The organism is Streptomyces pseudovenezuelae (assembly GCF_001513955.1).
In the GTDB taxonomy this organism is placed as follows: domain Bacteria; phylum Actinomycetota; class Actinomycetes; order Streptomycetales; family Streptomycetaceae; genus Streptomyces; species Streptomyces pseudovenezuelae.
Genome location: NZ_KQ948148.1, coordinates 238,443 through 259,771, shown reverse-complemented (window position 1 = coordinate 259,771; position 21,329 = coordinate 238,443). Strand labels below are relative to the sequence as shown.

The following is a 21,329-nucleotide window of genomic DNA, read 5'->3' as shown; positions in this document are numbered from 1 at the left end:
TGTACATCGGCTGCACGGACCCTAACCAGCGCGAAGCGAGTCTGGAGTCACTTCACGGCACCACCTCTCACCGCACTGGAGACAGCGATGACCCGTCGTTCCATAACCAAGCGCGCAGCCCTCGTCACCGCCACCGCGCTCGTGGCCGTCGGCACCCTTGGCACGGTCGCGGCCACCGCCGGACCGGAGCACGCGAACAAGCCCTCCAAGAAGCAGATCGCCCACCTCTTCGACACCTGGAACGCCGCCCTGCAGACCGGCGACGCCGAGAAGGTCGCCAACCTGTACGCCAAGGACGCGGTCCTCCTGCCCACCGTCTCCAACAAGGTCCGCACCGACCGCGCCGGCATCGTCGACTACTTCGAGCACTTCCTGCGGAACAAGCCGGTCGGCAAGAAGGTCCAGACGATCGTCAACGTCCTCGACAGCAACTCCGCTCTCGACACCGGCGTCTACGAGTTCACGCTCACCGACCCGAAGAGCGGCGACAAGCGTGTCGTCGAGGCCCGCTACACGTACGAGTACGAGAAGCGGGGCGGCGCGTGGAAGATCGTCAACCACCACTCCTCGGCGATGCCCGAAGGGTGATCTCCACCTTCAGCCCGCCCCCCGGCGCGTCCGCCAGCGTCACGGTTCCGCCGTCGTCGGTCACCAACTGCCGGACGACGGCGAGGCCGAGACCCGATCCGGAGCGTCCGGTCAGGCCCTGGCCGCGCCAGAAGCGGTCGAAGGCGCGGGCCTTGTCGGCGTCGGGCATGCCCGGCCCCTCGTCGAGCACCGACAGCACCACCGTGTCCGCCCGGGACTCGACCTCGACGGTGATCCGCCCGCCGTCCGGCGAGACCTCCAGGGCGTTCGAGAGCACGTTGTCCAGCACCTGGTCCAGATGACCGGGGCTGGCCAGCACAGACGGCCGGTCGTCGACAACACTCCCCCTGAGCGCGATGGTGACTCCGCGCTCGTCGGCGGCCGGCCTCCACACCGTCAGCCGTTCGTCCACGATGTCCCTCAGCACGAGCGGCTCCGCGGCCGCCACCTTGGCCTCCGCCCGCGCCAGCACCAGCAGACCGTTGACCAGGCGGCTCATCCGGACCACCTCCGCCGTCGCCTGCTCCACGTCCTCCCGGACGGACTCGTCGTCCACCCCGTCCGCGATGTTGTCCAGTGAGAGGCGCAAGGCCGTGAGCGGGGTGCGCAGTTGGTGCGAGGCGTCCGCCACGAAGATGCGCTGCGAGGCCACCAGTGTGTCCAGACGTTCGGCGCCCTGGTTCAGGGTGCGCGCGAGGGTCTGGGTCTCCGGCGGACCCGTCACGGGAGACCGCGCGGTGAGGTCGCCGTCGCTGAACTTGCTGGCCATGGAGTTGAGTTCGCGCAGCGGAGCGGTGATCCGGCGGGCTGCGTACGCCCCGATCGCGGCGGCCGCCGCGAGCACCAGCACGGCGAGTCCGGCCCGGAAGCCCCAGATCTGCCAGAGGCGTCTGGTCATGTCCGAGGTCGAGTAGACGATCCGTACGGCCGCGTCGCCCTTCGCGGGGACGGTGACCTCCAGATGCCTGCCCCAGACGAAGTCGGAGCCCCAGTCGGTGGTCGGCTCGTTCTTGTCCACGGCCCGCCGCAGCGCCGCGTCCGCCACGGGGACCGGCAGCTTCGGGTCGCAGCGGGCGGTGGGGGTCGCCTGGACGTCGCCGTAGGCCGTGGCCACCTCGGTCAGGGCCTCGCACGAGGTGCTGGTGCCGTTGCTCAGCAGCAGCGCCATGGTGTTCGCCTCGCGCAGGACCGACTGCCGGGTGTCGTCCCGCAGCTGCTTGGTCAGCGTGAAGGCGACCGGGACGGTGAACAGGAAGATGGCCACCGCGACCAGCAGGATGTAACTCCGGATGAGCTGCCGGTTCATGAGACCCCGGCGTCCTTGGCGATCTCCAGGCGGAAGCCCACGCCCCGGACCGCCTCGATGACGACCGCCCCGGCGAGCTTGCGCCGCAGCGCCGCCACATGCACGTCCAGCGTCTTGGTCGGCCCGAACCAGTTCGCGTCCCAGACCGCCTCCATGATCTGCTCGCGCGACATCAGCGCGCCCGGCTCCTCGGTGAGGAAGGCCAGCAGGTCGTACTCCTTGGGAGTCAGGGGCACCTCCTCGCCGTCGAGCCGGACCCGGGCGGCCTTGCGGTCGATGGTCAGACGGGCGCCGTAGGCGTCGGGGCCCGCCGCGACGCCGGTACGGGGCTGCGCGCGCCGCATCACGGCCCGTATCCGCGCGATGACCTCCCGGACCCCGAACGGCTTGGTCACGTAGTCGTCGGCGCCAAGCTCCAGCCCGACCACCCGGTCCGTCTCGTCGCTGCGCGCGCTGATCACGATGATCGGCACGTCCCCGCGCTCGCGCAGTGCCCGGCACACGTCGAGACCGTCGGTGTCCGGCAGGCCGAGATCGAGGAGGACGACGTCGTAGGGGTCCTCATGGCTCAGCGCGGCCCCGCCGGTGGAGACCCACTCGACCTCGAACCCGTAGCGGATCAGGCCTCGCCTCAGGGACTGGGCGACCGGCTCATCGTCTTCCACCAGAAGTACGCGCACAGCCGCACCCTAATCCTTGAAACTTAATTCACCCTTGTCGCAGGGGTCCCATGGGGCCATGTGACGCGGTGCACTTTTCCCGAGGTCCACGAATGGGCATGCGCTGACCTGGGCGTCCGAATCTCACGATGCGATACCGCGGAGGTGGAATTCGGGTGCTCGGTAAACTGAGCCGACACACACGGACTGAGCGAGGAGCGCACGTGGGCCTTGTCGTGCAGAAGTACGGAGGCTCCTCCGTAGCCGATGCCGAAGGCATCAAGCGCGTCGCCAAGCGAATCGTCGAAGCGAAGAAGAACGGCCACCAGGTGGTCGTCGTCGTTTCCGCGATGGGCGACACGACGGACGAGCTGATCGATCTCGCCGAGCAGGTCTCTCCCATGCCTGCCGGGCGTGAGTTCGACATGCTGCTGACCGCCGGAGAGCGAATCTCCATGGCGTTGCTGGCCATGGCGATCAAAAACCTGGGTCACGAGGCCCAGTCCTTCACCGGCAGCCAGGCCGGCGTCATCACCGACTCGGTCCACAACAAAGCCCGGATCATCGACGTCACGCCGGGCCGTATCCGTACGGCCCTGGACGAGGGCAACATCGCCATCGTCGCCGGCTTCCAGGGCGTCAGCCAGGACAAGAAGGACATCACCACGCTCGGCCGCGGTGGCTCCGACACCACCGCCGTGGCGCTCGCGGCCGCCCTCGACGCCGAGGTGTGTGAGATCTACACCGATGTCGACGGCGTGTTCACCGCCGACCCGCGGGTGGTGAAGAAGGCGAAGAAGATCGACTGGATCTCCTTCGAGGACATGCTGGAGCTCGCCGCCTCCGGCTCGAAGGTGCTGCTCCACCGCTGTGTGGAGTACGCCCGTCGCTACAACATCCCGATCCACGTCCGGTCGTCCTTCAGCGGGCTGCAGGGCACGTGGGTGAGCAGTGAGCCGATCGAGCAAGGGGACAAGCAGGTGGAGCAGGCCATCATCTCCGGTGTCGCGCACGACACCTCCGAGGCCAAGGTCACGGTCGTCGGCGTGCCGGACAAGCCGGGTGAGGCCGCGGTCATCTTCCGCACGATCGCGGACGCCGAGATCAACATCGACATGATCGTGCAGAACGTCTCCGCCGCCTCCACCGGGCTGACGGACATCTCCTTCACCCTCCCCAAGGCCGAGGGCCGCAAGGCCATCGACGCCCTGGAGAAGAACAAGTCCGGCATCGGCTTCGACTCGCTGCGCTACGACGACCAGATCGGCAAGATCTCGCTCGTGGGCGCGGGCATGAAGACCAACCCGGGCGTCACGGCCGACTTCTTCACCGCCCTGTCCGACGCCGGCGTGAACATCGAGCTGATCTCGACCTCCGAGATCCGTATCTCGGTCGTCACCCGCGCCGACGACGTGGCCGAGGCCGTCCGCGCCGTGCACAGCGCCTTCGGGCTCGACTCCGACAGCGACGAGGCCGTGGTCTACGGAGGCACCGGCCGATGACCGTACGTCCGACGCTCGCGGTCGTAGGCGCGACCGGGGCCGTCGGCACGGTCATGCTCCAGATCCTGTCCCAGCACGCGGACATCTGGGGCGAGATCCGACTGATCGCCTCCCCGCGCTCGGCCGGCCGCAAGCTGGCCGTGCGCGGGGAGCAGGTCGAGGTGGTGGCCCTGTCGGAGGAGGCCTTCGACGGGGTCGACGTCGCCATGTTCGACGTGCCCGACGAGGTGGCCGCGCAGTGGGCGCCGGTCGCCGCCGCGCGCGGAGCCGTCGTCGTGGACAACTCCGGCGCCTTCCGGATGGACCCGGACGTGCCCCTCGTGGTGCCCGAGGTCAATCCGCACGCGGCCCGGATGCGGCCGCGCGGGATCATCGCCAACCCCAACTGCACGACCCTCTCCATGATCGTGGCCCTGGGCGCGCTGCACGCCGAGTTCGGGCTGCGGGAGCTGGTGGTGTCCTCGTACCAGGCGGTGAGCGGCGCGGGCCGGGCCGGCGTCGAGACCCTGCGCCAGCAGCTGTCCCTGGTCGCGGGCACCGAGCTCGGCACGCACCCCGGTGATGTGCGGCGGGCCGTCGGCGACAACACCGGGCCGTTCCCGGAGCCGGTCGCGCTGAACGTCGTGCCGTGGGCCGGGTCGCTGCGTGAGGACGGGTGGTCCTCGGAGGAGATGAAGGTGCGTGACGAGTCCCGCAAGATCCTCGGACTGCCCCACCTGCCGGTCGCCGTGACCTGTGTGCGGGTGCCGGTGGTCACCGTGCACTCCCTCACCGTCCACGCCCGCTTCGAGGGCGAGGTCACCGTCCGCAAGGCGCGCGAGATCATCGCGACCGCCCCCGGGGTCGTCCTCTTCGACGATCCGGCGGCCGGGGAGTTCCCCACTCCCGCCGATGTCGTCGGCACCGATCCCACCTGGGTGGGGCGGGTCCGGCGGGCCCTCGACGACCCCACCGCGCTCGAACTCTTCGTGTGCGGGGACAACCTGCGCAAGGGTGCCGCGCTCAACACCGCGCAGATCGCGGAGCTAGTCGCGGCCGAGTTCGGGTGACGTTCGTCCGCCGCCGGATCTGTCGTACGCAGTTGTGCGTACCGGAAAAGTCCTGGCCGTGGCCGGAACCCTTTGTAGGATCTGTGTGCGACATGTGGTGCGACCAATAGTCCGTACCACTTGATCCCGGCGCCTGGACGTCCGAAGATTTTCCTCCCCGCTCTCCGCAACCGTGCGAAGGGCGGGGAGCGTCTTTGCGAACGCCCTTTCAGGGGTGCGGGGATGCTTGCGAGGCGTGGGGACGCCTCGGCCATTCAGGACACAGGGGAAGAGCGGGTAGGCATGAGCGCGTTTGACGCACGGTCAGTTGTGCTGCCTGAGAGAAGATGGACGGCCGCGTACAACCCTCACCGGGGTGAGCGTGTCCAACTGTCGTGGCTCAGGTACTCGACTTCCCTGCCGCGCCGAGCGGCGCGGCTGTCCTCCGGCCCCGCAGGCCCGGGGCGCCCGGTGGCATGCCGGTGATCGCGCCCATGCCCGCAGCGAGGCCGCCCGCCCGCATACCCAGTCAGCGTGACGGAGCCGAGTACGCCGAGGACACCGCGGCAGCCGGAACCACCGTCGACCACCTCACCGAGACCTACCGGGCGCACTACCGCTCCCTGCTGGGTCTCGCGGCTCTTCTGCTCGACGACACCGCCTCCTGCGAGGACGTCGTCCAGGAGGCCTTCATCCGCGTCCACTCGGCACGCAAACGCGTCCGCGACCCGGAGAAGACGCTCGCGTACCTGCGCCAGACGGTCGTCAACCTCTCCCGCTCGGCCCTGCGCCGGCGCATCCTCGGACTCAAGCTGCTGTCCAAGCCGATGCCCGACATGGCGAGCGCCGAGGAGGGGGCCTACGACCTGCTGGAGCGCGACTCCCTCATCAAGGCGATGAAGGGCCTGCAGCGCCGCCAGCGCGAGGTCCTGGTCCTGCGCTACTTCTCGGACATGACCGAGGCCCAGGTCGCCGATACGCTCGGCATCTCGCTGGGCTCCGTGAAGGCGTACGGCTCCCGCGGGATCGCCGCGCTGCGGGTCGCGATGGAGGAGCCGGTGTGAGTGGCGAGGGTGATTCCGAGGGACGGCGCCACGAGCCTTACGCGTGGCATGAGCCGACCGGGGAAGGCAAGCACGAGCCGACCTGGGCGGCGCGGCAAGAGCACAAGCAATCGCACGCTGGGAACGGAACTGTGAATCAGGGCCCCGACGATCTGAGCTCCACGGGGGAGTTCGACTCGGACGAGCTGGCACTGCGACGACTGCTGCACCAGGCGGTCCAGGAGATGGAGCCGCGGGACGGCACCCTGGACCATCTGCGCAAGGCGGTGCCCGCACGACGGGCACGCAAGCGGCAGGCCGTCGTCGGCATGGCGGCCGCGGCCCTCTTCTTCGGGACCGCGATCCCCGCCGTCGTGCACGTCTCCTCCACCGGCACCAGTGCCAACACCTCCAACGCCGGGCACACCTCCCAGATGCAGGGCGGCGCGGGCCAGGGCAAGCAGGAGAACGGCGGCGAGTCCACCTCCGGCGGCTCCGCGGGCAAGACCGAGGACAAGGGCAAGGGCGGCACGAAGGGCGAGGACAAGGGCAAGACCGCGGGCGCGAGCACCGGCGCCGGCAGCGGCACCGACCCGTCGGCCACGACCTCCACGAGCGCCCCGGTCTGTACGGCCGCCCAGCTCGGCACCCCGACGGCGAGCACCGCGGTGCCCGACGCCTCCGGGACGGTCTACGGCACCTTCCACGTCACCAACGGCTCCACCGCCGCGTGTACGGTCACGGGGCCCGGCATCGTGACGACGAGCGCGCAGGGCGCGGCCGACAGCAGCAAGATCGTCACGCAGCGGCACGCGTCGGGTGACGCGGCCTCGGCGGGGCTGCCCGACCCCTCCCAGGAGGTCTCCCAGCTGGTGCTCCAGCCGGGCTCCTCCTACGACGTGAAGTTCGCCTGGGTGCCGTCCGAGACCTGTCCCACCTCGGAACCCTCGACCGACCCCAGCCCAGATCCCTCGACCTCCCCCGACACCTCCACCAGCGAGGGCTCCTCCACCGGTGGCGACACCGGCACCTCCACCCAGCTCCTCACGGAGGGCGGCACCCTCGACGGCAGCGTCCTGGTGACGAACACGGCGGAGGGCGGCGGACCGTCGGTGTCCACGACGGTGTCCAACGCGTGCGCGGGGGTTGTCTACTCGACGGGCGTGCTGCCGTCGGCGTGACCGGGCCGCGGCGGGGCGAAGGGCGTCGGGGGACGCCCGGCCTCAGGCGCTCGCCGTCTCCTGGGGCTGCTCCTCGGACCGCTGCCCCTCGTCGTCCGGGACGATGCCCAGCTCGGCGTCCCGGATGAACTCCACCTCGCGGCGCACCAGACGGAACCACATGAAGACCACGAAGCCGGCGAAGACGAACCACTCGCCGGTGTAGCCGAGGTTCTGGAAGGCCTTGAGGTCCAGCCCGCTGTCCGCGGGCGCCGTCGCCGGCACCGCCTTCATCCCCGAGTCACCGGTGTTGAGGGTGACCCACGCGTCGTACACGTCGTACGGCACCAGGTTGATCAGGGAGGCCGCGCTGATCGCCGAGGTCTGCCCGGCCGGAAGCCCGCCCCGCGCACTGACGCCGTTGTCCCCCGGGGTCTCCGAGGCCTGGAGCGCACCGGTGACGGTGACCTCGCCCTTCGGCGCGGCCGGGACCTTCGCCGGGTCGGGGGCGCCGGGCAGCCAGCCCCGCACCACGGGCAGGGCCTCGCCGCCGTCGGTGCGCAGCAGCGTCAGGACGTAGTAGCCCTCGCGGTCGTCCACCTGCCGGTCGGGGACGAGCAGCTGTTTGTCGTACCGGCCGGTCGCGGTGACCTGCTTGCCGGAGGTCGCCTTGTCCACCGGCAGCAGCTCGGCCAGCGGCCGTGCGGCCTCCCGCTCGTCGGTGACGACCGACTGCTTCGCGTCCCGGCTCTCCGTCATCCGGTCCTCGAACCGGCTCAGCTGCCACGACCCCATGAAGATGCAGAACGGGATGGCGAGCAGCACGAAGACGTTGATGCCAAACCAGCGAGGTGTCAGCAGAAACCGGTACACACTCCCACGGTACGGGGCCGCTTCCGGGCGGCGGGGCGCGGGGTTGGGACAGAGACGTGGGCGGCGCGTAAGCGGGGTCTGACGGCGGAGTCGTCGTCCGGCGACGGACGACACCCCCCCACACGACCGGAGTGATCGTGCGGGGCATCGGACCGTCCGGGCCGACCGGCGTGTCCCCGCGCGTGAGGGACCCCGCCCTCCCCTTCCGGACCACGGACACGATCCGTCGGCGCCGGATGTGGAGCGAAAGCGGGCGGCCAGGAACGGTCAGTACCGCTCGGTGAGGTGGTCGCGGCCCGCCGGGGGTTCGTACGGCTCCGGCCAGAAGTCGGTGACCGTGGCTATCCGGCCGCTGTCGTCCCCGGTGAAGAACGAGATGCCGTACATCTCCTCCAGGCCCACCGTGACGTGCACCCAGGTGACGACCTGGTCCGGCTCGGCGACGATCCGCTCCGTCCGCAGATGCCAGTCGCCCGGGTACTCGCGGTTGAACTCGACGTACCGCTTCCGCCCGCTGATGCGCTCGCGGGTCTGCGGCAGGGTGTAGACGACGTCCTCGGCCAGGGTGTCCGCGAACGCGGTCCAGTCGCGGGCCTCGGCGAAGGCCCAGAAACGCTCCACGGTCTCGCGCAGATCGGTCATGGGGACGAGTGTGCACCCCGCCACTGACAACGGGCCCGGGACGGCCTTTCCGGCCTGGTCGCGGGGCTCCGGGTAAGCGGCGGGTAGAAGTTGTCCACAGGCTGGGGGCCTGGTCTGCGGATTGTCTGTGAAGGCGGGCAGTATGGGGTCATGACTGAGAGCAACGGGTCCGCCGCGGCCGAGCGGAACGACGAGATGCCGGACTGGGAGAAGCGATTCCGGGCGCCCCGGGTGTCGCTGCCCGACTGGGCGGAGGACGCCCCCGACCGCTCCCTGTTCGTGTCCAACGCCACGGGGACCTACGAGCTGTACGCCTGGGACCGGGCCACCGGCGTCCAGCGGCAGGTCACGGACCGGCCCAACGGCACCACGGACGGCGTGCTCTCCCCGGACGGCGCGTGGATCTGGTGGTTCGACGACAAGGACGGCGACGAGTTCGGCGTCTGGCGCCGCCAGCCCTTCGAGGGCGGCGCGGACGAGCCCGCCGCACCGGGCCTGGAGCCCTCCTACCCGGCGGGCCTGGCCCTGGGCCGGGACGGCCGTACGGCGGTCGTGGGCCGCTCCACCGACGACGAGGGCACCTCGGTCCACCTCGTGCGCACCGGCGAGGACCCGGTGGAGATCTACCGGCACCGCGAGTCGGCCGGCGTCGGGGACCTCTCCCACGACGGCTCGCTGATCGCGATCGAGCACACCGAACACGGCGACGCGATGCACTCGGCGCTGCGCGTGGTGCGCCCCGACGGCAGAGCGGTCGCCGAACTCGACGACACCCGGGGCGGCACCGAGGAACTGGGCCTGGAGGTCCTGGGCTTCGCCCCGGTCGACGGGGACACCCGGCTGCTCATCGGCCATCAGCGGCGGGGCCGTTGGGAGCCGCTGGTGTGGGACGTGGCCACGGGGGAGGAGACCGACCTCGCCCTGGACCTGCCCGGTGACGTGGGCGCCGAGTGGTACCCGGACGGCACGGGCCTGCTCATCGCGCACAGCTTCGAGGCCCGCAGCGAGCTCTTCCGGTACGACCTGGAGAGCGGCAAGCTGGAGAAGGTCGCGACCCCGCCCGGGTCGGTCTCCGGGGCGACGGCCCGCCCCGACGGCAGCGTGGAGTACCTGTGGTCCTCCGCCGCCGAGCCGTCGGCGGTCCGCTCGACGACCGGCGAGGTGGTCCTGGACCCGCCGGGTCTGAAGTCCCCCGGTTCGGTACCGGTGGAGGACGTGTGGGTGGAGGGTCCGGGGGGCCGGATCCACGCCCTGGTCCAGCGGCCGGCGGGCACCACGGGACCGCTGCCGACGGTCTTCGACATCCACGGCGGCCCGACCTGGCACGACAGCGACTCCTTCGCCGCGGGTCCGGCGGCTTGGGTGGACCACGGGTACGCGGTCGTCCGGGTCAACTACCGCGGCTCCACGGGCTACGGGCGCGAGTGGACCGACGCGCTGAAGCACCGGGTCGGCCTGATCGAGCTGGAGGACATCGCGGCGGTGCGGGAATGGGCGATCACGTCCGGCCTCGCCGACCCCGGCCGGCTGATCCTCACGGGCGGTTCCTGGGGCGGCTATCTCACCCTCCTCGGCCTCGGCACCCAGCCGGACGCGTGGACGCTCGGGATCGCGGCGGTCCCGGTCGCCGACTACGTCACGGCGTTCCACGACGAGATGGAGGCGCTGAAGGCGATGGACCGCACACTGCTGGGCGGTACGCCGGAGGAGGTCCCGGAGCGTTTCGAGGCGTCCTCGCCCCTGACGTACGTGGACCAGGTCAAGGCTCCCGTGTACATCTCGGCGGGCGTCAACGACCCGCGGTGCCCCATCCGCCAGATCGACAACTACGTGAAGCGGCTGGAGACGAGGGGAGCGGTGCACGAGGTGTACCGGTACGACGCGGGTCACGGTTCGCTGGTGGTGGACGAGCGGATCAAGCAGGTGAAGCTGGAACTGGACTTCGCGGCGAGGCATTTGGGGTAGGCGGGAGCGCAGTTTCCCTTGTCCTCAGGTGGGTGCGGTCGAAGTCGGACGAGCTGTACCCACCCAAGGGGCGCGGGGAACTGCGCGATCGGCCCCCACCTGCCCGCAGCCGCACCACCGCCCGACCCGGCACGGCCTTCGCGTACGGCTACGCCGCCGCCCGGCCCCTGCGCCCCAGCAACTCCGCGAGCCCCCGCCGCGTGGCCGCCAGCACCACCCGGTCCGAGGCCTGGAGCACATATGTGTCCGGCAGGTCCCACACCAGCCCCGGGGAGTCCCCGGACTCCTCCCGGGCCAGCACCCGCCAGGACCCGGCCCGGAACGCCTCGCCCACCGTCCTGCCCTCCAGCTGGGGATGCCCGCCCACGTCCACCGCCGCGAACAGCAGCACCCGCCGCTCCACCGGGAACGCCCCCAGGATCTGGCGGCCCATCATCGCCCCGGCGAAGGCGGGGGCCGCCAGGTGGGAGACGCTGCGGCTGCGGGTGGAGGCCCGGGGGTGGGCGGCCCTCAGGGTCCGGTACACCGCCGTCGCGAAGTCGTCGTCGTACAGCCGCAGCACCACCCGCAGGTCGGGGTGGACGGCCCGGGCGTACAGCACGGCCTCCAGATTCGTGGTGTCCGCGCTGGTCACCGCGAGCAGTGCGTGCGCGCGGTGGATCTTGGCGGCCTCCAGGACGCCCTCCTGCGTGACGTCCCCGAGCACCACCGGCACCCGCAGCCGGCGCGCTGTGGCCAGTCCGCGCGCCTCGGGGTCGGACTCGACGCACACCACGGGGATGTTCAGCTCCCGCAGCCGGGTCAGCACCCGGGTGCCGATCTTGCCGAGCCCGAGCAGCACGACATGGCCGCCGAGACCCCGGGGCGGTTTGCGCAGGCTGGACGTGGTGCGGAAGGTGCCGAGGACCTCCAGGACCGCCGCGAGGAGCACCGGCAGGAGCAGCAGCCCGGCGAGTCCGGACAGCAGCTGCAGGATCTGCCGCCCGACGGACTGGCCGATCGCGGGGTCGTCGATCGCGAACAGGTCGAGCAGTGTCAGATAGAAGGCGCGCAGCGGATGGATCCCGGTCACCAGCCACAGCGCGACGGCGAGCGCGACCACGCAGCCCACCATCCCGGCCAGCGACCACCGCAGCCGCCGCGAGAACAGCGAGGCGAACCAGGGCATCACCCCCCGCCCGTCGGGCAGCGCGGGCCCGGCGTACGACACCTGCTCCAGCACGACGGTCGTGCGCCCGCCGCCCTCCCGTACCGTGGCCGCGTCCGGCAGCAGCGTCGGGCCCTGGTCGCCGCCGGGCCCGGCACTGTCGGTCGGCGAGAGCAGGGCGAGCGTGGCAAGCCCCGGAGCGGGGCTCACCCCGTCGCCGGCCGGCGGCCGTTCGACCGCCCGCAGCAGCAGACCGCCGGTCTGGAGGACCTTGCTGGTGCCCGTGAGGGCGGTGGCGGCCAGTGCGGGCGCGGCGGTGTCGGCGTCGGAGAGCACGGTCGTGGAGGCGTCGAAGCCGGACCCGTCGGCCGGGCCGCCGGTGGCCAGCGCGGACGCCTGGTCGAGGAGCTCCTCGATGTGCTGGCCGAGGCGCCGGTTGTAGAGCCGCAGGACGAGCCGCAGCCGGGGGTTGAGGCGGCGGGCGGTGAGGGCGGCGCGGATGTTGGTCTCGTCGTCGTCGTACACGAGCGCGAGCGCGTCCGCGCGTTCCACGCCCGCCCCGGCGAGCGCCGCCTCGTTGGGCTCGGCGGCCTCCATCAGCCGTATGCCGCCCGGGGGTTCGCCGGCGGCGGCGACAGCGCCGTTGCCGTTGCCGGTCAGGCCGGCGGCCGCGGTCACCACCCGGTCGAGCAGAGCGGACGCGGAGCGGGCCCGCACCACCACCGGCGGCCGCACGGACCGTTCGGAGGCCGGTACGACGAGCGTGACCTGCTCGCCGTAGACCCCTCTGAGTTCGGCCGCCAGCCGGTGCGCGAGCCCGTCGTCCCCGCACACCACCATGTGCGCGGCCGTGTCGCCCGGCAGTCCGGGACCCTGGTTCGGAACGCTCCCCACGAGGGAGAAGACTGCCTCACCGGGACGGATGTCGCCACGTCCGCCCCTTCCCGAGTCCCTCTGCCAAGAAATCCCCAAAACGCCCCGCACGCTGAGCAATCGGACCTTCCCCGCCGTACGCACGGACAGGGAAACCAGCACCCCACCCCCGGAGGGACCCCGGCCGTGTCCGTCACCAAAGCACCCCCGCCCACGCGGGACACCGGCGAGGACCCGCGCCCGGCACCGCCGGACGCGGCCGAACGGCGCCTGAACTCCCCCCTCGTGCTGACCCTGTTGATGCTGCTGGTGGTGCTGCTCCAGGGGCCGATCCGTGGGGCGCTGGGCGCGCCGGTCATGCAGAGCTGGATGACGGTGTTCGTCGCCGTGCTCGTCCAGGCGCTGCCCTTCCTGGTGCTCGGCGTGCTGCTGTCGGCGGCGATCGCGGTGTTCGTGCCGCCGTCGTTCTTCGCCCGCGCCCTGCCGAGCAACCCCGTCCTCGCGGTTCCGGTGGCGGGGGCGGCGGGCGTGGTGCTGCCGGGCTGCGAGTGCGCGTCGGTGCCGGTGGCGGGGGCGCTGGTCCGGCGCGGTGTCACCCCGGCCGCGGCCCTCGCCTTCCTGCTCTCCGCCCCGGCGATCAACCCGATCGTGCTGACGGCGACCGCCGTGGCGTTCCCGCGCGATCCCGAGATGGTGGTGGCCCGGCTGGTCGCGAGCCTGCTGGTGGCCTGCGCGATGGGCTGGCTGTGGCTGCGCCTCGGCCGCACCGACCTGCTGAAGGAGCCGGCCCGTCACTCGTACGAGGGCCAGGGCAAGGGGGCCGCCTTCTGGGGGTCGGTCCGGCACGACGTGATGCACGCGGGCGGTTTCCTGGTCGTGGGCGCGATGGCGGCGGCGACCCTGAAGGCGGTGGTCCCGCAGACATGGCTGCGTACGGCCGCGGAGAACCCGGTGATCGCGGTGCTGGCCCTCGCCGCGCTCGCCGTGGTGCTGTCGATCTGCTCGGAGGCGGACGCGTTCGTGGCCGCCTCGCTCACCCAGTTCTCGCTGACCGCCCGGCTGACCTTCCTGGTCGTCGGCCCGATGATCGACCTCAAGCTGTTCGCGATGCAGACGGGCACCTTCGGCCGCGCCTTCGCCCTGCGCTTCGCGCCCGCCACCCTCGCCCTGGCGATCGTCGTGTCCGTGCTGACCGGGCTGGTGATGTTGTGAACCGGCAGGCACAGTCGGCGGTCCTGTTCGTCCTCGGCGCGGCCCTCCTGCACGCGGGCCTCACCGATCTCTACCTCCGCTACGTCAAGGCGGGCCTGCGCCCGCTGGTCCTGGCGGCCGGGGTCGTCCTGATCGTGACGGCGCTGGCGACGGCCTGGTACGAGTGGCGGGCCAAAGCCAAGGAGGAGGAACACCCCCACCGCGAACCCCGCGTCTCCTGGCTCCTCGTCCTCCCCCTCTTCGCCCTGATCCTCGTCGCCCCGCCCGCCCTCGGCTCCTACAGCGCGATGCGCACGGGCACGGCCCTGCAGCAGTCGTACGGCTATATGAAGCTCCCGCGGAGCGGACCCCTGCGGCTCGGACTCGCCGACTACGCGGGCCGGGCCGTCTACGAGCACGGCCGGGGCCTGGCCGGACGGCAGATCACCGTCACCGGGTTCGTCGCCCTGGACCGCTCTGGCGCGCCCTATCTGGTCCGCATGGCCCTCAACTGCTGTGCGGCGGACGCCCAGCCGGTCAAGGTCGGCCTCACCGGGCAGATCCCGCCGGTCCTCAAGCCGGACGGCTGGCTCCAGGTCACCGGCACCTACACCGCCAAGCGGACCAAGGACTCGGTGAACGGCGGCCCGATCCCGTACCTCCAGGTCACGAAGGCCGAGCCGGTCCCCACACCGCACGACCCGTACGACGAGACCTGGAACAACTGACGCGAGCGGTCCGTGCGAGTGCCGGATGCGGTGCGGTCGGCCAAGGGCGCGGCGCCGTGACGTCGTTCCGACCCGTCCGGCCCTTGCCGATGCGGGTGCCTCCCCCTAGCCTGCAATCTGACGATCCATCAGATACCGGCTAGGGGGCAGGCAATGGCCGTCACCAGCGAGAGCGGAACCGGAACGGGACCGGGCATCGGGGACATCCCCAAAGTGATCAGCGTGGACGATCACGTGATCGAGCCCGCGCACCTCTTCGAGACCTGGCTTCCGGCGAAGTACCGGGACAGGGGGCCGAAGCCGCTCACCGCCGGCATCGGGGACCTCGCGTACGTCGGCGGGAAGTACCGGTTCACCACCGATCCGGAAGGCCAGCTCACGGACTGGTGGGAGTACGAGGGAGACCTCTTCCCGTACAAGCGGATCATTGCGGCCGTCGGCTTCTCGCGGGACGAGATGACCCTCGACGGGATCACCCGCGAGCAGATGCGGCGGGGCTGCTGGGACCCCAAGGCGCGGGTCGAGGACATGGAGATGAACCATGTCGAGGCCTCCCTGTGCTTCCCCACCTTCCCCCGCTTCTGCGGGCAGACCTTCGCCGAGGCAAAGGACAAGGAGGTCGGGCTCGCCTGTGTGCGCGCCTACAACGACTGGATGGTCGAGGAGTGGTGCGGGGACAGCGCGGGACGGCTGATCCCGCTGTGCCTGATCCCGCTGTGGGACGTCGAGCTCGCCGTCGCGGAGATCCGCCGCAACGCCGAACGGGGCGTACGGGCCGTCACCTTCAGCGAGATCCCGACCTATCTGGGGCTGCCGTCGATCCACTCCGGCTACTGGGACCCGTTCTTCGCCGTGTGCGAGGAGACCGGGACGGTCGTCAACATGCACATCGGCAGCAGCTCGCAGATGCCGGCCGCGTCCCCCGACGCCCCGCCCGCCGTGCAGGCCTCCCTGTCCTTCAACAACGCCATGGCCTCGATGATGGACTTCCTCTTCTCCGGGGTCCTGGTGAAGTTCCCGCGGCTCAAACTGGCCTACAGCGAGGGCCAGATGGGTTGGATCCCGTACGCCCTGGAACGCGCCGACGACGTCTGGGAGGAGCACCGGGCCTGGGGCGGGGTCAGGGACCTGATCCCGGAGCCGCCGTCGACGTACTACTACCGGCAGATCTTCTGCTGCTTCTTCCGCGACAAGCACGGCATCGAGGCGATCGAGACCGTCGGCGTGGACAACGCGACCTTCGAGACCGACTACCCGCACGTCGACTCGACCTGGCCGCACACCAAGAAGGTCGCGTGGGAGCACGTGTCCGGGCTGTCCGAGGACGTCACCTACAAGCTGCTGCGCGGCAACGCGATCCGGATGCTGGGGCTCGACTTCGACCGGTAGCCCCACAAGCCGGTCAGCGGCTCCAGTCGAGGGAGGCCGGCGCCCGCGCCCGGGCCTCCGTCACGGCCACGCGGGCCGCCCGCTCCGCCGGGTCCACGTGCGCCGCCTGCCCGGTGACCTGGCCCTCCCACTTGCGGTACAGGAGGCCGGGCTCGGCGGTGAACCAGCCGCGGCTCACCGCGTCCAGGGCCAGCAGCAGGCCGGTGTCCTCGGAGGCGGGCAGGGCCATCCAGCCGCCGAGGGCGAGCAGCAGCTCACGGCGGACGAACAGGGTGCCGGGGACGACCAGCGGGAAGGCGTGGGCCTTCCAGTGCGCGAGCAGCGCGCCGGGTGCGAGCGGGCCCTCCTCGGGGTCGCCGGGGGAGGCGATCGTGGAGCCGTCGGGGAGCCGGTCCAGGGCCCGGGAGGTGGCCCAGCCGAGCGCGGGATCGGCCTCCAGCGCGGCCAGGTCCCGGGCGAGGGCGTCCGGGGTGAGCAGGTCGTCGGCGTCCAGGATCTTCACGTACGGCCCCGTCGCGTGCGCGAGCGCGATGGTGCGGGCGACCCCCGGCCCGCCGGGGCGGCCCTGACGAAACGTCACCCGGGGGTCGTCGGGGATGCACGGGCGCACCTCGTCCGTCCGGCCGTCCTCCTGTATCACCCAGCGCCTGGACGGCCGTGATGATCGTCATGCGCACGGCCCCGGACCAAAACGGGATCACGAACGAAAAGACCCGACCGCTGGCGACGGGGGATGCACCAGCGGTCGGGCTGTGGCCAAGACTAACAAGGCCGCAGGAACAGCGGGAGCGGACTGCTCCGCTGCGGGGAGGAGTTGTGAGCGGGATCACGTAATGCGCTTCAGTCGCACGGAGGATCGTACGAGAGCCGTGGCAGGTACTCCTCCCAGACCGGGCGGGTCAGCACGTTCGACGTGGTGGCGCAGATACGGCTGATCGCGTCGTCGACGTCCAGGTCCCACAGCCGGATCGTGTCCGCGCCGCTGGAGACCCCGAGCATCCGGCTGTCGGGGCTGAAGGACAGGAAGCTGCCCGTCTTGGCGCTGGGGCTCATCGACTGCCCGATGGGACCGGCCGCGGACGGGTCGGCCACGTCCCAGAGCCGGACCGTGTTGTCGTTGCCGCCGCTGGCCAGCGTGGAGCCGTCGCGGCTGTACGTCAGCGACACGACCGCCTCGGAGTGCCCGGTGAGCCCCGCACCCGTCTGCAGGGCGCGGGCGGGATCGGTCACGTCCCAGAGCCGGACCGTGTCGTCGTCGCCGCCACTGGCCAGGGTGTGCCCGTCCGGGCTGAAGACCAGCACGTTGACGGGCCCGGTGTGCCCGGTGAGCGGCTTGCGCAGCAGGGCCGGGCGAGCTGGGTCCGTCACCTTCCACAGGCGGATCGTGCCGTCCGCGCTGCCACTGGCCAGGGTCCCGCCGTCCGGGCTGAAGACCAGGCTGTCGATGTACCCCCGGTGCCCGGAGATCGGACCGTGGGACACCGGGTGCGCCGGGTCGGTGACGTCCCACAGCTGGAGGCTGCGGCTGTCGTAGGCGGTGGCCAGGGTGCGCCCGTCCGGGCTGAACGCCAGCGCGTCGGGACCCATGAACCTGGAGTGCAGGACGAGCGCCGGGCCGTAGGGCACGGGGTGGGCCGGGTCGGTGACGTTCCACAGGTGGACCCGGCCGGTGGTGAGCACCGCGAGCGTGCGGCCGTCGGGGGAGAACAGCACCTGGGAGAACGGGTCGCGCACCACCGGGGTGAACGGCTTGCCCAGCGCCACGGGCCGGCCGGGGTCCGTCACGTTCCACAGCCGGATCCGCCCGTCCCGCCCGGCCGTGGCGAGCACCTGGCCGTCCCGCCGGAACGCCCCGCTGCTGCCCACCAGGTCGCCCGCCGGGATCGACCACAGGCGCACCTTGCTGTCGCCGCTGCCGGTCACGAGCGTCCGGCCGTCGGGGCTGAAGCCCAGCGCGTACATCTCACCGCTGCTCCCGGCGAGCGGCTCGCCGACCTTCGAGGGGTACGCCGGGTCGCTCACGTTCCACAGACTCGCCGTGCTGTCCGCGCTGGCGGCGGCCAGCATCCTGCCGTCCGGGCTGAAGGCCACGGACCAGATCGGACCGGTGTGACCGGTGAGCGGCGAGCCGATCTGGCTCGCGTCGGCCGGGTCCCGCACGTCCCACAGCCGGACGCTGTCGTCCGCGCTGCCGCTGGCCAGCTCCGTCCCGTCCGGGCTGAAGGCGACCGAGTGCACCAGTCCCGTGTGCCCCTGCAGCACCCTGTCGTACGCCCGGGGCCGCCGTACGTCGGTGGTGTCCCACAGCCGGATCGAGTTGTCGTCGCCCCCGGCGGCCACGGTGTGCCCGTCGGGGCTCCACGCCACGGACCGCACGGCGGCACCGGCCCCGCTCAGAACGGTCGGCGGCCGCTTCGCGCCCCGCGTGTCCCACAGGCGTACGGTGCGGTCCTCACCGGCGGAGGCCAGCGTGCGCCCGTCCGGGCTGAACGCGATCAGGTAGATGGTGCCGCGATGGCCGGTCAGGGGAGCGCCGAGGGGCTTCGGGTGACGCGGGTCGGCGAGGTCCCACCGCCGGATCCTCCCGTCGTCCCCGGCGGCGGCGAGCGTCCTGCCGTCCGGGCTGAAGACCGCGCTGCTCACCCAGCTGGTGCCGCCGGCGAGGGGTTTGCCCAGCGCCCTGGGGTGCCGGCGGTCGCTGACGTCCCACAGCCGGACGGTCCGGTCGTAGCTGGCGCTCGCGAGGAGCTTTCCGTCCGGGCTGAACGAGGTCAGGTACACGGCGCCGCTGTGGCCGGTCAGCGGGGTGGCCAGCGGCGCGTTGACGATGGAGATCAGCCGGGTGTTGGTGCCCTCGTCGTCGGGCCTGAGCCGGTGCGCGACCAGGTCGATGCGGGCGGACAGCGACGGATCCGTGTACTGGACGCGGTCCGCCTCCGCGACGACCTGCTCGAACACGGCGTCGTTGCGCTGCTGCCAGGCGACCACCGCCGAACCGACGGCCACCAGCGCGAGGACGACCAGCGCCGACACCGCGCCCCGGGCGATCAGGACGGTACGCCGGCGCAGCCGGACCGAGGCGGCCAGGAACTCCACCGCGCTGCGGGTCAGATAGGTGTCCCCGGCGGACTTCGCCCAGGTGCGGGCCTGTTCCAGCCGCGATCCCCGGTACAGCAGCGAGGAGTCGCGGTTGGAGCCCTCCCAGGAGCGGCCGTCCTCCTCGATGCGCTGGCGCAGCAGATGGTCGCTGCGGTCCTCGTCGATCCACTCGCGCAGCCGGGGCCATGCCGTCAGCAGCGCCTCGTGGGTGATCTCCACGGTGTCCGCGTCCAGCGTCACCAGCCGGGCCCGCACCAGCGCTTCGAGGGACTCCTCGGTCTTGCCCGGGTCCGTCGACTCGGCGGCCAGCTGGCGCCGGGTGCCGCGCCGGCGGGTGGCCTGGGTGTCCTCGCCCAGCCGCACCAGACGCAGCAGGAGCAGCCGGGCCGCCGTACGGGCCGCCGGGTCCAGACCCGTCCAGGCCCGCTCTGCGGTCGCCGCGACCGCGCCCTGGATACCGCCGGCCGCGCGGTAGCCGGCCAGCGTCAGCCGGCCCGCCTTGCGGCGCTGCCAGGTCGCGAGCAGGGCGTGCGAGAGCAACGGCAGTACGCCCGCGTCATGGGCGCCGCGCGGACCGTCGGCGCTCACCTCGCGCACGATCAGCTCCGCGAGCCCCGGCTCCAGCTCCAGGCCCACGGCCCGGGCCGGACCCGTCACGGCCTCGCGCAGTTCCCCGTCGGTGAGCGGTCCGAGCACCATGTGCCGGTGCTGGAGCGCGTCGGCCAGCTCGGGATGGTCCAGGCAGCGCTCGTAGAAGTCGGCGCGGATGCCGAGCAGGACCAGGGCGGGCGCGGGGACGTCCGGGCCGGCGGGCGTGCACGCGGCGTGCAGCAGCCGGACGAACGTACGCCTGGCCGTCTCGTCCGAGCAGAGCGTGAACGCCTCCTCGAACTGGTCGACGATCACTACCGGCCGGGCGGCGGCGGCCTCGCGCTGAGCCCACGAGGCGACCGCTTCCCGGACGGCGTGCGGGAATTCCGGGGGATGGTCGATGTCCGGTCCGCCGGTGTCGGTGCCGCAGACGAGCGGTTTCAGCTCGGGTATACGAGCGGTCAGCTCCGTGAGCGGATCGGCGCCCGGGACGAGCTGAACGACCCTGCGGTCGCCGTCCTCGCCGGTACCGCCGAGCGCGCCGTCCTCCAGGGCCGTCACCAGACCGGCGTTGAGCAGCGAGGACTTGCCCGCGCCCGAGGCGCCCACGAGCATCACCAGACCGCCGGTGCCGGTGTCGGCCGCCGAGCGGAGCAGTTTGACCAGGGCCTCCGTGCTCCGTTCCCGGCCGAAGAACCAGCGGGCGTCCTCCTGCCGGTAGGAGGCGAGGCCGCGGTACGGGCAGACCCCGGCGGGCGGCTCCGGCTGGGGGTTCTCGTCCTCGTCCGGCGCCAGCGCGCGCTCCCACAGCCGCTGCCACTGCCCGAGGTCGTACAGGCCGGCCGAGACGGGGGTGGGACTGATCCGCCGGGCTTCGGGAATGAGGATGTGCAGCACGGCCGCGAGGGCGGTGAACTGAGCGGGGACGTTACGGGCCCGGCGCCAGTCGCTGATCCGCTGCGCGGAGACCCGGACGGGCCGTCCCCGCTCGTCGACCCGCTGCAGCCGGCCGACTCCCTCGGAGACGCGCTTGAGGGGCGGATTTCCGGCCTCTCTGTACAACAGTGCGAGACGCTCCGCGAAGGCCGTGCGTGCTCCTGAGTCGGAGCTCAAGGTCTTCCACCCCTTACTTCCCTCGCGGTTGAATCCGGACCGGAAAACTCACTTTATATGGCTGACCTGCGGTAACGCACTGTCTCCAGCACCGGAACCTCCTCTGCGGGTCCCCCGGCTGGCAGGATCATGGCCCTGCGGCGCAGCCAACGGGCGACGCCATGACAGGCCACCAGCCCGGCGCCCCGCGTTCCAACCAGCGCGCCGTACGTTCTCGGCCACGTTCTGCCCACGGTCACCCGCTTCCGTCCGGTACCGGTCCCCACGAGGGGAGGGACCGGTACCGGACGAAGCGGGACGATCACTGTGCCGCCCCTACACTTGGTCCGGTTGATCCGAGAGGACGGGAGAGGGCTGTGGCGAAGATCGTCGGCGGTTTCCAGGACCCGTCGGCGGAGGTGCTCGCCGAGGCGGCCGCCGTGTTCGGACTCC

Annotated in this window: 15 protein-coding genes and 1 pseudogene; 9 read left to right on the top strand and 7 right to left on the bottom strand. The window is 71.7% G+C overall.

The window, feature by feature from the left end; translation table 11 throughout:
• Nucleotides 1–87 precede the first annotated feature (87 nt).
• Nucleotides 88–588, top strand: coding sequence for an SgcJ/EcaC family oxidoreductase (locus tag AQI94_RS21570; RefSeq protein ID WP_031058738.1), 501 nt, complete (start codon nt 88–90; stop codon nt 586–588).
• On the opposite strand, the gene AQI94_RS21565 is transcribed toward AQI94_RS21570, so the two are convergent.
• Nucleotides 554–1,894, bottom strand: a complete 1,341-nt coding sequence (locus AQI94_RS21565) for a sensor histidine kinase (RefSeq protein ID WP_031058736.1) — start codon at nt 1,892–1,894, stop codon at nt 554–556. The two genes, AQI94_RS21570 and AQI94_RS21565, sit on opposite strands and share 35 nt — an antisense overlap.
• Nucleotides 1,891–2,574, bottom strand: coding sequence for a response regulator transcription factor (locus AQI94_RS21560; protein ID WP_031058733.1), 684 nt, complete (start codon nt 2,572–2,574; stop codon nt 1,891–1,893). The genes AQI94_RS21565 and AQI94_RS21560 overlap by 4 nt, the downstream gene beginning before the upstream one ends.
• A gap of 203 nt (nt 2,575–2,777) precedes the next feature.
• Here AQI94_RS21560 and AQI94_RS21555 point away from each other — a divergent pair, with 203 nt between their 5' ends.
• From AQI94_RS21555 to AQI94_RS21540, 4 genes are all read left to right on the top strand, one after another.
• Nucleotides 2,778–4,055: an aspartate kinase gene (locus AQI94_RS21555; RefSeq protein ID WP_020124036.1), complete on the top strand. Its 1,278-nt coding sequence runs from the start codon at nt 2,778–2,780 to the stop codon at nt 4,053–4,055.
• Complete coding sequence (locus tag AQI94_RS21550) at nt 4,052–5,104, top strand: aspartate-semialdehyde dehydrogenase (RefSeq protein ID WP_031058729.1); 1,053 nt, start codon at nt 4,052–4,054, stop codon at nt 5,102–5,104. Before AQI94_RS21555 ends, AQI94_RS21550 begins: the two co-directional genes overlap by 4 nt.
• A gap of 473 nt (nt 5,105–5,577) precedes the next feature.
• Complete coding sequence (locus tag AQI94_RS21545) at nt 5,578–6,147, top strand: SigE family RNA polymerase sigma factor (protein WP_391270706.1); 570 nt, start codon at nt 5,578–5,580, stop codon at nt 6,145–6,147.
• Between the two features lie 131 nt (nt 6,148–6,278).
• Complete coding sequence (locus AQI94_RS21540) at nt 6,279–7,307, top strand: serine-rich family protein (RefSeq protein ID WP_031058723.1); 1,029 nt, start codon at nt 6,279–6,281, stop codon at nt 7,305–7,307.
• 42 nt (nt 7,308–7,349) lie between these two features.
• Here the strand turns inward: AQI94_RS21540 and AQI94_RS21535 are convergent, their stop codons facing one another.
• Together AQI94_RS21535 and AQI94_RS21530 are read right to left on the bottom strand one after the other, a co-directional pair.
• Nucleotides 7,350–8,159, bottom strand: a complete 810-nt coding sequence (locus AQI94_RS21535) for an SURF1 family protein (RefSeq protein ID WP_031058721.1) — start codon at nt 8,157–8,159, stop codon at nt 7,350–7,352.
• 267 nt (nt 8,160–8,426) lie between these two features.
• Nucleotides 8,427–8,801 carry a nuclear transport factor 2 family protein gene (locus AQI94_RS21530; protein WP_031058718.1) on the bottom strand — a complete coding sequence of 125 codons (375 nt, stop codon included), beginning with the start codon at nt 8,799–8,801 and terminating at the stop codon, nt 8,427–8,429.
• A 150-nt stretch (nt 8,802–8,951) separates the two neighbouring features.
• Between AQI94_RS21530 and AQI94_RS21525 the strand changes: the two genes are divergently transcribed.
• The gene (locus tag AQI94_RS21525; protein WP_031058715.1) at nt 8,952–10,766 is read left to right on the top strand and encodes a S9 family peptidase; all 1,815 of its coding nucleotides are present in this window, start codon (nt 8,952–8,954) and stop codon (nt 10,764–10,766) included.
• 148 nt (nt 10,767–10,914) lie between these two features.
• Here AQI94_RS21525 and AQI94_RS21520 read toward each other — a convergent pair whose 3' ends face one another.
• A complete protein-coding gene (locus tag AQI94_RS21520) occupies nt 10,915–12,753 on the bottom strand; it encodes an NAD-binding protein (protein WP_031058713.1) in 1,839 nt (612 codons plus the stop codon).
• 219 nt (nt 12,754–12,972) lie between these two features.
• Here AQI94_RS21520 and AQI94_RS21515 point away from each other — a divergent pair, with 219 nt between their 5' ends.
• From AQI94_RS21515 to AQI94_RS21505, 3 genes are all read left to right on the top strand, one after another.
• The gene (locus AQI94_RS21515; protein WP_031058711.1) at nt 12,973–13,998 is read left to right on the top strand and encodes a permease; all 1,026 of its coding nucleotides are present in this window, start codon (nt 12,973–12,975) and stop codon (nt 13,996–13,998) included.
• A complete protein-coding gene (locus tag AQI94_RS21510) occupies nt 13,995–14,705 on the top strand; it encodes a TIGR03943 family putative permease subunit (RefSeq protein ID WP_031058709.1) in 711 nt (236 codons plus the stop codon). Before AQI94_RS21515 ends, AQI94_RS21510 begins: the two co-directional genes overlap by 4 nt.
• A 153-nt stretch (nt 14,706–14,858) precedes the next feature.
• A complete protein-coding gene (locus AQI94_RS21505; RefSeq protein WP_031058706.1) occupies nt 14,859–16,094 on the top strand; it encodes an amidohydrolase family protein in 1,236 nt (411 codons plus the stop codon).
• 13 nt (nt 16,095–16,107) lie between these two features.
• On the opposite strand, the pseudogene AQI94_RS21500 reads toward AQI94_RS21505, so the two are convergent.
• Both AQI94_RS21500 and AQI94_RS21495 read right to left on the bottom strand, forming a co-directional pair.
• Nucleotides 16,108–16,740 (bottom strand): annotated as a pseudogene (locus AQI94_RS21500) (glycosyltransferase family 2 protein); the annotation flags it as partial.
• A gap of 194 nt (nt 16,741–16,934) precedes the next feature.
• Complete coding sequence (locus AQI94_RS21495) at nt 16,935–20,897, bottom strand: WD40 repeat domain-containing protein (protein ID WP_031058701.1); 3,963 nt, start codon at nt 20,895–20,897, stop codon at nt 16,935–16,937.
• Nucleotides 20,898–21,329: the final 432 nt, after the last annotated feature.